The 12857-nt window shown below is 57.9% G+C and carries 3 protein-coding genes, 2 tRNA genes, 3 rRNA genes, 1 other RNA gene and 1 pseudogene; 8 read left to right on the plus strand and 2 right to left on the minus strand.

Going from position 1 to position 12857, the window contains the following annotated elements:
• Positions 1-132: 132 nt before the first annotated feature.
• The 6 genes from pssA (at position 133) to rrf (ending at position 6808) form a co-directional block, all read left to right on the plus strand.
• Positions 133-987 (plus strand): CDP-diacylglycerol--serine O-phosphatidyltransferase, encoded by an 855-nt coding sequence (pssA, locus tag QE393_RS22055; protein ID WP_273805806.1) that lies wholly within the window; start codon positions 133-135, stop codon positions 985-987.
• A gap of 555 nt (positions 988-1542) precedes the next feature.
• Positions 1543-3079: ribosomal RNA gene (locus QE393_RS22060) — 16S ribosomal RNA — on the plus strand.
• A gap of 96 nt (positions 3080-3175) precedes the next feature.
• A tRNA-Ile gene (locus QE393_RS22065) sits at positions 3176-3252 on the plus strand.
• Between the two features lie 6 nt (positions 3253-3258).
• Positions 3259-3334 (plus strand) — tRNA-Ala (locus tag QE393_RS22070).
• A gap of 307 nt (positions 3335-3641) precedes the next feature.
• Positions 3642-6534: ribosomal RNA gene (locus QE393_RS22075) — 23S ribosomal RNA — on the plus strand.
• A 158-nt stretch (positions 6535-6692) separates the two neighbouring features.
• Positions 6693-6808 (plus strand): 5S ribosomal RNA (rrf, locus tag QE393_RS22080).
• Together the 16S, 23S and 5S rRNA genes with 2 tRNA genes alongside form the textbook arrangement of a ribosomal RNA operon.
• 513 nt (positions 6809-7321) lie before the next feature.
• Here rrf and uvrA read toward each other — a convergent pair.
• A complete protein-coding gene (gene uvrA / locus QE393_RS22085; RefSeq protein WP_273806709.1) occupies positions 7322-10156 on the minus strand; it encodes an excinuclease ABC subunit UvrA in 2835 nt (944 codons plus the stop codon).
• Positions 10157-10425: 269 nt separating this feature from the next.
• Between uvrA and QE393_RS22090 the strand changes: the two are divergent.
• Both QE393_RS22090 and ssb read left to right on the plus strand, forming a co-directional pair.
• Positions 10426-11779: pseudogene (locus QE393_RS22090) on the plus strand (MFS transporter); the annotation flags it as partial.
• Positions 11780-11841: 62 nt separating this feature from the next.
• On the plus strand, positions 11842-12396 hold the full coding sequence (gene ssb, locus QE393_RS22095; protein WP_093257079.1) for a single-stranded DNA-binding protein: 555 nt from the start codon (positions 11842-11844) through the stop codon (positions 12394-12396).
• Positions 12397-12449: 53 nt separating this feature from the next.
• Here the strand turns inward: ssb and ssrA are convergent.
• Positions 12450-12802, minus strand: a transfer-messenger RNA (tmRNA) gene (gene ssrA / locus QE393_RS22100).
• Between the last annotated feature and the right edge of the window lie 55 nt (positions 12803-12857).

The following is a 12857-nucleotide window of genomic DNA, read 5'->3' on the forward strand; positions in this document are numbered from 1 at the left end:
AAAGACGCGGCCTCGGCCGCGTTTTTTATTGCACTGCCCACGACCCCGGCAATGCCTTAGCATGAGAGGTTAGGCTGAACCCTATCCTCGAGAGGTCAGTCCAATCCGTCAGGTAATGCCCAAGGAAAGTCCATGAGCGAGCGTCCCGAAGAAACCCCGTCCAACACCAACACCGACGGCCTCATCCCCGTGGATGAACACATCGAGGAAACGCAGGACGCCCAGGGGCGTAAGATCAGACGCCGTGGCGTGTACCTGCTGCCCAACCTCTTCACTACCGCGGCACTCTTTGCCGGCCTCTATTCGATCATCAAGGGTGTCGCGGCCCAGACCGCCTTCATCCAGGGTCAATACGAAATCGCCTCCGCGGGTTTCTCGGCCGCCGCCGCCGCCATCTTCATCGCCATGGTCCTCGATGGCCTGGATGGCCGCGTCGCCCGCATGACCAACACCCAGAGCGCCTTCGGCGAACAGTACGATTCGCTCTCCGACATGGTCGCCTTCGGCGTCGCGCCGGCGATCCTGGCCTTCCAGTGGGCCCTGAGCGGCCTGGGCAATGTCGGCTGGGCCGTGGCCTTCATCTATGTAGCAGGCGCCGCCCTGCGTCTGGCCCGTTTCAACACCCAGATCGGTTCGGTGGACAAGCGCTACTTCATTGGCCTGGCCAGTCCTTCCGCGGCGGCCCTGGTGGCCGGTACCGTCTGGTGCTTCAGCGACTTCGGCATTCTGGGTTCCAAGCTTTCCTTCTTGGTAGCCCTGATGGTGGCCGCTGCCGGCATGCTCATGGTCAGCAACTTCAAGTACTGGAGCTTCAAGACCCTGGGCCTGAAAGGGCGGGTGCCCTTTGTGGTCATCCTGATCGCCGTGCTGGTCTTCGCCGTGGTCTTCACCGACCCGCCGCGCGTCCTGTTGCTGGGCTTCCTGGCCTATGCCGTCTCCGGACCCTTCACCACCCTCTGGCGCAACCGCCGTATTGGTCGGGCCTAAAGGTCTATAAGAGAAGGGGCTGCGCGAGCAGCCCCTTCTTTTTTGGCTTTTTGAAAATAACCTGTTGACCTGCCTCGAAACTCCCCTATAATGCGCCCCACTTCCGGCGCAGATGCTGAAGCGGCTTGAAAATCAAGCACTTAGGTCTGAGTCGGGCGAGGGGTCCACGGATTCCTCGCCATTCGGTCTCTGCCTCAGGGTGATGACGAAGTGAAGCGGAGGGGGTTGACAGCGTCTTGGGATGCTGTAGGATTCGCCTCCCGCTGCCGAGATTGGCTAGACCCGTCAGGCAAGCGCAAGTGGTTGAGTTGAAACGAAAAAGTTCAAATCAACGCTTGACAGGATGTGAGGTTAGCGTAGAATGCGCACCTCGGTTGACGACACGGTCGCAACCAACTGCTCTTTAACAAGTTGAATCAAGCAATTCGTGTGGGTGCTTGTGGGATAAGCCTGATGTCGCAAGATTATCAGCAACACAAGTAACTCGTGAATTCATGAGTTTTTTGCGATTGCTGAGCCAAGTTTAGGGTTTTCTCAAAACCCGATCAGTCTACTTAACTGAAGAGTTTGATCATGGCTCAGATTGAACGCTGGCGGCAGGCCTAACACATGCAAGTCGAGCGGATGAGAGGAGCTTGCTCCTCGATTCAGCGGCGGACGGGTGAGTAATGCCTAGGAATCTGCCTAGTAGTGGGGGACAACGTTTCGAAAGGAACGCTAATACCGCATACGTCCTACGGGAGAAAGTGGGGGATCTTCGGACCTCACGCTATTAGATGAGCCTAGGTCGGATTAGCTAGTTGGTAGGGTAAAGGCCTACCAAGGCGACGATCCGTAACTGGTCTGAGAGGATGATCAGTCACACTGGAACTGAGACACGGTCCAGACTCCTACGGGAGGCAGCAGTGGGGAATATTGGACAATGGGCGAAAGCCTGATCCAGCCATGCCGCGTGTGTGAAGAAGGCCCTCGGGTCGTAAAGCACTTTAAGTTGGGAGGAAGGGCTTACAGCGAATACCTGTGAGTTTTGACGTTACCGACAGAATAAGCACCGGCTAACTTCGTGCCAGCAGCCGCGGTAATACGAAGGGTGCAAGCGTTAATCGGAATTACTGGGCGTAAAGCGCGCGTAGGTGGCTTGATAAGTTGGATGTGAAATCCCCGGGCTCAACCTGGGAACTGCATCCAAAACTGTCTAGCTAGAGTGTGGTAGAGGGTAGTGGAATTTCCAGTGTAGCGGTGAAATGCGTAGATATTGGAAGGAACACCAGTGGCGAAGGCGACTACCTGGACTAACACTGACACTGAGGTGCGAAAGCGTGGGGAGCAAACAGGATTAGATACCCTGGTAGTCCACGCCGTAAACGATGTCAACTAGCCGTTGGGATCCTTGAGATCTTAGTGGCGCAGCTAACGCATTAAGTTGACCGCCTGGGGAGTACGGCCGCAAGGTTAAAACTCAAATGAATTGACGGGGGCCCGCACAAGCGGTGGAGCATGTGGTTTAATTCGAAGCAACGCGAAGAACCTTACCTGGCCTTGACATGCTGAGAACTTTCCAGAGATGGATTGGTGCCTTCGGGAACTCAGACACAGGTGCTGCATGGCTGTCGTCAGCTCGTGTCGTGAGATGTTGGGTTAAGTCCCGTAACGAGCGCAACCCTTGTCCTTAGTTACCAGCACGTTATGGTGGGCACTCTAAGGAGACTGCCGGTGACAAACCGGAGGAAGGTGGGGATGACGTCAAGTCATCATGGCCCTTACGGCCAGGGCTACACACGTGCTACAATGGTCGGTACAAAGGGTTGCCAAGCCGCGAGGTGGAGCTAATCCCATAAAACCGATCGTAGTCCGGATCGCAGTCTGCAACTCGACTGCGTGAAGTCGGAATCGCTAGTAATCGTGAATCAGAACGTCACGGTGAATACGTTCCCGGGCCTTGTACACACCGCCCGTCACACCATGGGAGTGGGTTGCTCCAGAAGTAGCTAGTCTAACCTTCGGGAGGACGGTTACCACGGAGTGATTCATGACTGGGGTGAAGTCGTAACAAGGTAGCCGTAGGGGAACCTGCGGCTGGATCACCTCCTTAATCGAAGATGTCAGCTTGCTGGCAAGCACCCACACGAATTGCTTGATTCACTGATAGAAGAGCAATTGAGTTAGTTAGACTCAAGGTAAGACGATTGGGTCTGTAGCTCAGTTGGTTAGAGCGCACCCCTGATAAGGGTGAGGTCGGCAGTTCGAATCTGCCCAGACCCACCAATCGATGGGGCCATAGCTCAGCTGGGAGAGCGCCTGCCTTGCACGCAGGAGGTCAGGAGTTCGATCCTCCTTGGCTCCACCATTTCCACCTAACCGCTAACGCGATTGCTTGAAAAGCTCAGAAGTGAGCCTTTGACTTCTCCCTACCGAAAGGTAATGAGAAGGGCACAAAAGCTGACTTCTGGTCTTTGATCAGAACTGTTCTTTAAAAAATTGGGAAAGTGATAGAAGTAGACTGCATTAACTGTTTTCACTGGCAGTTAGTGTCGTCAAGGTAAAATCTTGCGAACTCAAGCGCAAGTTTTCGGCGAAATGTCGTCTTCACTCATTTAGCGCCCTGCAGATCGGTAGCGTCCTTGTGACGCCAGCGAGATTGCTTGGGGTTATATGGTCAAGTGAAGAAGCGCATACGGTGGATGCCTTGGCAGTCAGAGGCGATGAAAGACGTGATAGCCTGCGATAAGCTTCGGTGAGGTGGCAAATGACCTGTGACCCGGAGATCTCTGAATGGGGAAACCCACCTAGCATAAGCTAGGTATCTTAACCTGAATCCATAGGGTTAAGAGGCGAACCAGGGGAACTGAAACATCTAAGTACCCTGAGGAAAAGAAATCAACCGAGATTCCCTTAGTAGTGGCGAGCGAACGGGGACCAGCCCTTAAGTTGATTTGAGAGTAGCGGAACGCTTTGGAAAAGGCGGCCATAGTGGGTGATAGCCCTGTACGCGAAACGCTCTTATCAATGAAATCGAGTAGGACGGGGCACGAGAAACCCTGTCTGAATATGGGGGGACCATCCTCCAAGGCTAAATACTCCTGACTGACCGATAGTGAACCAGTACCGTGAGGGAAAGGCGAAAAGAACCCCGGAGAGGGGAGTGAAATAGAACCTGAAACCGTATGCGTACAAGCAGTGGGAGCCTACTTTGTTAGGTGACTGCGTACCTTTTGTATAATGGGTCAGCGACTTATTTTCAGTGGCGAGCTTAACCGAATAGGGGAGGCGTAGCGAAAGCGAGTCTTAATAGGGCGTTTAGTCGCTGGGAATAGACCCGAAACCGGGCGATCTATCCATGAGCAGGTTGAAGGTTAGGTAACACTGACTGGAGGACCGAACCCACTTCCGTTGAAAAGGCAGGGGATGACTTGTGGATCGGAGTGAAAGGCTAATCAAGCTCGGAGATAGCTGGTTCTCCTCGAAAGCTATTTAGGTAGCGCCTCATGTATCACTCTGGGGGGTAGAGCACTGTTTCGGCTAGGGGGTCATCCCGACTTACCAAACCGATGCAAACTCCGAATACCCAGAAGTGCCGAGCATGGGAGACACACGGCGGGTGCTAACGTCCGTCGTGAAAAGGGAAACAACCCAGACCGTCAGCTAAGGTCCCAAAGTCCTGGTTAAGTGGTAAACGATGTGGGAAGGCTTAGACAGCTAGGAGGTTGGCTTAGAAGCAGCCACCCTTTAAAGAAAGCGTAATAGCTCACTAGTCGAGTCGGCCTGCGCGGAAGATGTAACGGGGCTCAAACCAGGCACCGAAGCTACGGGTATCACCTTTGGTGATGCGGTAGAGGAGCGTTCTGTAAGCCTGTGAAGGTGAGTTGAGAAGCTTGCTGGAGGTATCAGAAGTGCGAATGCTGACATGAGTAACGACAATGCGAGTGAAAAACTCGCACGCCGAAAGACCAAGGGTTCCTGCGCAACGTTAATCGACGCAGGGTGAGTCGGTCCCTAAGGCGAGGCTGAAAGGCGTAGTCGATGGGAAACGGGTTAATATTCCCGTACTTCTAGTTACTGCGATGGGGGGACGGAGAAGGCTAGGCCAGCTTGGCGTTGGTTGTCCAAGTTTAAGGTGGTAGGCTGACTGTTTAGGTAAATCCGGACAGTTAAGGCCGAGAGCTGATGACGATCCTTCTTTTAGAAGGAGAAGTGGTTGATGCCATGCTTCCAGGAAAAGCCTCTAAGCTTCAGGTAACTAGGAACCGTACCCCAAACCGACACAGGTGGTCGGGTAGAGAATACCAAGGCGCTTGAGAGAACTCGGGTGAAGGAACTAGGCAAAATGGCACCGTAACTTCGGGAGAAGGTGCGCCGGTGAGGGTGAAGGGTTTACCCCGTAAGCTCATGCCGGTCGAAGATACCAGGCCGCTGCGACTGTTTATTAAAAACACAGCACTCTGCAAACACGAAAGTGGACGTATAGGGTGTGACGCCTGCCCGGTGCCGGAAGGTTAATTGATGGGGTTAGCGCAAGCGAAGCTCTTGATCGAAGCCCCGGTAAACGGCGGCCGTAACTATAACGGTCCTAAGGTAGCGAAATTCCTTGTCGGGTAAGTTCCGACCTGCACGAATGGCGTAACGATGGCGGCGCTGTCTCCACCCGAGACTCAGTGAAATTGAAATCGCTGTGAAGATGCAGTGTATCCGCGGCTAGACGGAAAGACCCCGTGAACCTTTACTGTAGCTTTGCACTGGACTTTGAGCTTGCTTGTGTAGGATAGGTGGGAGGCTTTGAAGCGTGGACGCCAGTCTGCGTGGAGCCATCCTTGAAATACCACCCTGGCAATCTTGAGGTTCTAACTCTGGTCCGTTATCCGGATCGAGGACAGTGTATGGTGGGCAGTTTGACTGGGGCGGTCTCCTCCTAAAGAGTAACGGAGGAGTACGAAGGTGCGCTCAGACCGGTCGGAAATCGGTCGTAGAGTATAAAGGCAAAAGCGCGCTTGACTGCGAGACAGACACGTCGAGCAGGTACGAAAGTAGGTCTTAGTGATCCGGTGGTTCTGTATGGAAGGGCCATCGCTCAACGGATAAAAGGTACTCCGGGGATAACAGGCTGATACCGCCCAAGAGTTCATATCGACGGCGGTGTTTGGCACCTCGATGTCGGCTCATCACATCCTGGGGCTGAAGCCGGTCCCAAGGGTATGGCTGTTCGCCATTTAAAGTGGTACGCGAGCTGGGTTTAGAACGTCGTGAGACAGTTCGGTCCCTATCTGCCGTGGACGTTTGAGATTTGAGAGGGGCTGCTCCTAGTACGAGAGGACCGGAGTGGACGAACCTCTGGTGTTCCGGTTGTCACGCCAGTGGCATTGCCGGGTAGCTACGTTCGGAAGAGATAACCGCTGAAAGCATCTAAGCGGGAAACTTGCCTCAAGATGAGATCTCACTGGAGCCTTGAGCTTCCTAAAGGGCCGTCGAAGACTACGACGTTGATAGGTCGGGTGTGTAAGCGCTGTGAGGCGTTGAGCTAACCGATACTAATTGCCCGTGAGGCTTGACCATATAACACCCAAACAATCTGACCGCGGTCAGAGCGTGAGGAAGACGACGCCGAAAACGGCGCGTGGGTTCGCAAGACCCAGGACGAGTTGTCTACTTCGATCACAGACCCAATTGGGCCAGCCAGGCATGCAGCATCGCCTGGTCAGCCAACCGAATTGCTTGACGAACATAGAGCATTGGAACCACCTGATCCCTTCCCGAACTCAGAAGTGAAACGATGCATCGCCGATGGTAGTGTGGGGTTTCCCCATGTGAGAGTAGGTCATCGTCAAGCGCCTAACACCCAGCACCCCCGCTCAGTTCACTCTGGCGGGGGTGTTGTCTTTGGGGCGGAAAAAGTTTGGCCGGGCGTCAGGGGGCTTGAATGCTGGGCGCAAATAATCGGCGAGCGGAAGCCTGAAGCTGTGTAGCTGAGGCGGCCCTAACCCCAGTCCTCTCCTTGGGGAGAGGGGATCAAAGGGCACGGCGGAGACGTTGCAGTAGTGCCTGTCGGGCAGGTGCTGCTTTAAGCCTGCAAGGGCACAAGAGCCCCAACAGCCCGGCTGCGCCGGGCTGTTGTGTGTGAAGCGCGGCACAGGACTGTCGTAGGTTGGTGCTGAGCGCAGCGAAGCCCAACGAGCGGGAGCCGCTACAGGTATCGAGAGAATTGCGGAAGGACACTGGAAGGCCGGGGGTGGCTTCCGTAGGTTGGGCTTCGCTAGGCTCAGCCCAACCTACGCCAGCGTTACGCAAGCAAGAAAAAGCCCGGCATCTGCCGGGCTTTTTGCGTTCTGGAGGGTGCCGAGGATTACTCCCGGTCACGTTCCAGCAGGGGCTTGAGAAAGTGGCCGGTATAGGACTTCTTGTTCGCCGCGACTTCCTCGGGGGTACCTGTCGCAATGATCTGACCACCCTTGGAGCCGCCTTCAGGTCCAAGGTCCACCAGCCAGTCCGCGGTCTTGATGACATCGAGGTTGTGCTCGATCACCACCACGGTATTGCCGTGATCCCGCAGGCGATGCAATACGTCCAGCAACTGCTGGATATCGGCGAAGTGCAGACCGGTAGTGGGCTCGTCGAGAATATAGAGTGTCTTGCCGGTATCGCGCTTGGACAGCTCCCGCGCCAGCTTCACACGCTGGGCCTCGCCGCCTGACAGGGTCGTGGCGCTCTGGCCGAGACGGATATAGGACAGGCCGACATCCATCAGCGTCTGCAGCTTGCGCGCCAGGGCCGGGATGGACTCGAAGAAGGCATGGGCCTCTTCGATGGTCATGTCCAGGACCTCGGTGATGGTCTTGCCCTTGTACTTCACCTCCAGGGTCTCGCGGTTGTATCTCTTGCCCTTGCAGACGTCACAGGCGACGTAGACGTCCGGCAGGAAGTGCATCTCCACCTTGATCACGCCGTCGCCCTGGCAGGCCTCGCAGCGGCCGCCCTTGACGTTGAAGGAGAAGCGCCCCGGGGTGTAGCCGCGGGAGCGGGATTCCGGGACGCCGGAGAACAATTCGCGAATCGGGGTGAAAAGACCGGTGTAGGTCGCCGGGTTGGAGCGTGGCGTACGGCCGATGGGGCTCTGGTCGATGTCCACCACCTTGTCCAGGTGCTGCATGCCTTCGAAGCTGTCATGGGCGGCGACTTCCAGGGTCGTCGCGCCATTGAGCGCCGTGGCGGTCAGCGGGAAGAGGGTGTTGTTGATCAGAGTCGACTTGCCGGAGCCGGACACCCCGGTCACGCAGGTCAGCAGGCCGACGGGAATCTCCAGATTGACGTTCTGCAGGTTGTTTCCGCGGGCACCCTTGAGCTTCAGCAGCTTCTTCTTGTCCCGCGGCGTGCGCTTGGCGGGGACTGCGATCTTCTTGCGGCCCGACAGGTACTGCCCGGTCACCGAGTCGGGATGCTGCATCACCTGGTCGGGCGTACCTTCCGCGATGATCTGGCCGCCGTGCACGCCGGCCCCCGGACCTATGTCGATGACATAGTCCGCCAGGCGGATGGCATCCTCGTCGTGCTCGACGACGATGACCGTATTGCCCAGGTCGCGCAGGTGGGTCAGGGTGCCCAGCAGGCGTTCGTTGTCGCGCTGGTGGAGGCCGATGGAAGGCTCGTCGAGGATATACATGACGCCCACCAGACCTGCACCGATCTGGCTGGCCAGGCGGATACGCTGCGCCTCGCCGCCGGACAGGGTGTCGGCGCTGCGATCCAGCGTCAGGTAGTCCAGGCCGACGTTGACCAGGAACTGCAGGCGCTCGCGGATCTCCTTGAGGATCTTGTCGGCGATCTGCTGCCGCTGGCCCTTAAGGGTGAGGTCCTGGAAGTACTGGGTGGCATCGCCCACGGGCAGGCGGGTAACCGCCGGCAGGGTCTTGTCGCCGACCCAGACATGCCGCGCTTCGCGCCGCAGGCGGGTGCCATTGCAGTCCGGGCAATGCTGGGTGCTCAGATACTTCGCCAGCTCTTCGCGCACGCTCTGGGATTCGGTCTCGCGATAACGCCGCTCCAGATTCGGCAGGATGCCTTCGAAGGGGTGGGCACGCTTGACGATGTCGCCGCGGTCATTGAGATAGCGGAAGTTGACGCTCTCGCGTCCGGAGCCGCTGAGAACCGCCTTGCGGTGCTTGTCATCGAGACCCTTGAAGGGCTCGTCCAGGCTGAAGCCATAGTGGCTCGCCAACGAGCCGAGCATCTGGAAGTAGTAGACGTTGCGCCTGTCCCAGCCGCGGATGGCGCCTTCGCTGAGACTGAGCTCCTCGTTGACCACCCGGCGGGCATCGAAGAACTGCTTCACGCCCAGGCCGTCGCAGGTCGGACAGGCACCGGCAGGGTTGTTGAAGGAAAATAGCTTGGGCTCCAGCTCACCGATGGAAAAGCCGCAGATCGGACAAGCGAAGCGCGCGGAGAAGACGATCTCCTCACCATTCTCGCCTTCCATGGGCGCGATGATGGCGATGTCGTCGGCTAGCTTCAGCGCCGTCTCGAAGGATTCCGCCAGGCGTTGCTGGAGGTCTTCGCGCACCTTGAAGCGATCCACCACCACCTCGATGGTGTGCTTCTTCTGCTTGTCCAGCTTGGGCAGTTCGTCCATCTCGTGCAGACGGCCATTGACGCGGACGCGGACGAAGCCCTGGGCGCGCAATTCCTCGAATACCGAGAGGTGCTCACCCTTGCGCTCACGCACGATGGGGGCCAGCAGCATCAGTCGCTCGCCTTCCGGCATGGCCAGCACCTGATCGACCATCTGGCTGACGGTCTGGGCTTCCAGGGGCACGTCGTGCTCCGGGCAGCGGGGCGTACCGACGCGCGCATAGAGCAGGCGCAGGTAGTCGTAGATCTCGGTGATGGTGCCCACGGTGGAGCGCGGGTTGTGCGAAGTGGATTTCTGCTCGATGGAGATCGCCGGGGACAGGCCTTCGATGGTGTCCACGTCGGGCTTTTCCATCATCGACAGGAACTGCCGGGCATAGGCCGACAGGGATTCCACGTAGCGGCGCTGGCCTTCGGCATAGAGGGTGTCGAACGCCAGCGAAGACTTGCCGGACCCGGACAGGCCGGTGATGACGATGAGCTTGTCCCGGGGAAGGGTAAGGTCGATGTTCTTCAGATTATGGGTGCGGGCCCCACGGATGAGGATTTTATCCACGTAGACTTCTGCCTCGTTTTGGCGGCGCTTCAATAGGAAAGAGGTCTCGTCCCGGGCTGCGGCTATCTGCCGCGCCTGTGAGAGAGGGGGTAAGGCTGGTAAAATTGGTGGCCCGACAGCGGTGATCGGGCGTTCGTGATCCTGGCGGTCGGGAACGTTCGGACGAGCGCTCGGCTATCTTCACCGCTTCCTCCCTAAATGGTCATTGTCACGACTGTTTTAAAGCTGTGTGGCGACGTAAAAGCCTGTCGCCGACGAGAGGATTATCAATGCTCGACAAGCGCAGTGAAGCCATGAACGGCGTCGAACGCCGTGCCGCCCTGGGGCTGGCTCTGGTCTTCGCCTTTCGTATGCTCGGTATGTTCATGGTGCTCCCGGTCCTGGCGACCTATGGTCAGGAGTTGGCGGATGCCACCCCGGCACTGATTGGCCTGGCCATAGGTGCCTATGGTTTGACCCAGGCGGTCCTGCAAATTCCCCTGGGGACGCTGTCCGATCGCATCGGTCGACGCCCCATCATCATTGGTGGACTGCTGGTGTTCGCCCTTGGTGCCGCCATTGCCGCCAATGCCCACTCGATCTGGGGCGTCATCGCCGGTCGTATCGTGCAGGGGCGGCGGCGCCATTTCGGCCGCCATCATGGCGCTGCTGTCGGATCAGACCCGCGAGCAGCATCGCACCAAGGCCATGGCTACCATCGGCATGAGCATCGGCGTGTCCTTTGCCGTGGCGATGGTGGCCGGACCGCTGCTGACCCGTGCCTATGGTCTGGCCGGTCTGTTCTGGGCGACCTGCGGACTGGCACTGGTCGGCCTGCTGATCGTGCTGTTCCTGGTTCCTCACCAGGCTTCGCCCTTCGCCCATCGGGAGTCGAATCTGGCGCGCCAGGCGCTGGGCGCGACCCTGCGCAATCGCGATCTGCTGCGGCTGGACTTCGGTATCCTGGCGCTGCACGCCGTGCTGATGGCCAGTTTCGTCGTCCTGCCGCTGGCTCTTGCCGAACACGCCGGCCTGCCCAAGGAAGAGCACTGGTGGGTTTACCTGACCGCACTGGTGGTCGGCTTCTTCGCCATGGTTCCCTTCATCATCTATGGTGAAAAGAAGCGGCGCATGAAGCGCGTGCTGGTGGGCGCCATCAGTGTGCTGGTGCTGTGCGAGCTGTACTTCTTCTTTTTCAGCGACAGCCTGGTGGCCCTGGTCATCGGCATCGTGGTGTTCTTTACCGCCTTCAACCTGCTGGAGGCCTCGCTGCCGTCACTGGTGAGCAAGGTGGCGCCTGCAGGCGGCAAGGGCACCGCCATGGGGATCTATTCCACCAGTCAGTTCCTTGGTTCCGCGTTGGGCGGTATCCTCGGTGGCTGGCTGTTCCAGCATGGTGGCCTGTCCACCGTCTTCCTGGGTTGTGCGGCGCTTTGCCTGGGATGGGCGGTGGTAGCTGGTACGATGCGAGAACCGCCCTATGTCACCAGTCTGCGTTTGCCGGTTACGCCCGCGCTAGTCAACGACCAGGGATTGGTCGGACGCCTGTTGGCCCTGGCCGGAGTGACCGACGCGGTAATGGTGGCGGAAGAACAAGCCGTCTACATCAAGATCGATACTAAAATCGTCGATCGGGGCGCAATTGGAGCGACTGGTAAGCCAAACGCCAGTCGCCGCTTGATCGACAGCCTTATCAGGAGATTCATATGGCCCGTGGCGTCAACAAAGTCATCCTCGTCGGCAACGCCGGCGCCGATCCCGAAACCCGTTACATGCCCAATGGCAATGCGGTGACCAATGTCACCCTGGCCACCAGCGAAAGCTGGAAGGACAAGCAGACCGGCCAGCAGCAGGATCGTACCGAATGGCACCGCGTGGTGTTCTTTGGTCGTCTGGCAGAGATCGCTGGCGAGTACATCCGCAAGGGCTCCCAGGTCTATGTCGAAGGCAGCCTGCGTACCCGCAAGTGGCAGGGGCAGGACGGTCAGGATCGCTACACCACCGAAATCGTGGTCGATATCAACGGCAACATGCAGTTGCTGGGTGGCCGCGGTGGCAATGCCGGTGGCAACGACGAATACAACCAGAGCGCCCCTGCGCCCCAGCAGCAGCGTGCCCCTCGTCCCCAGCAGTCGGCTCCGCAGTACGACAACGGTGGCAATGGCGGCTCTGGCAACAGTCGTCCCCAGCAGCAGCCCAAGCCCCAGCAGCAGCCGGCGCAGCAGGACTACGACAGCTTCGACGACGACATTCCCTTCTAGGGCCTCGTTGATCAGGCAAAGAAAAAGGGCAGCCAGTGGCTGCCCTTTCTTTTTGGTGGAGGCGGGGGGATTTGAACCCCCGTCCGCCAGCTCTCCGCTATCGGTTCTACATGCTTAGCCCTGTCTACTGAGTTAACCCATTGCGGCCCGACGGGCAGGGTGCTTTGGGCGAGCTGTATAAGTTTTAGCCGTTACGTCTACAGCGAACTTGGCGGCGATCCTGTTCTATCTGACAGTCGTTTCGGGTTTACAGGCATCCCCTAGCGACTGCTAGCCGCGTTAAGCAGCTAGAGCGTAGTTGTCGTCGTTGGCAACTATAAGTTTGCAGCAGCGAATTTACGAGTTCTGCTACCAGCTCGGCATGCCCCTCAAGTTTCGTTACCGGCGTCGAATCCTAATCGCCCCCAAAACTTGCTGGTCGTTCACTATAGGAATTCCAGGCGTCCTGCGCAAGTCATTGC

This window comes from Pseudomonas sp. SORGH_AS_0211, assembly GCF_031453455.1.
In the GTDB taxonomy this organism is placed as follows: Bacteria; Pseudomonadota; Gammaproteobacteria; order Pseudomonadales; family Pseudomonadaceae; genus Chryseomonas; species Chryseomonas aestiva.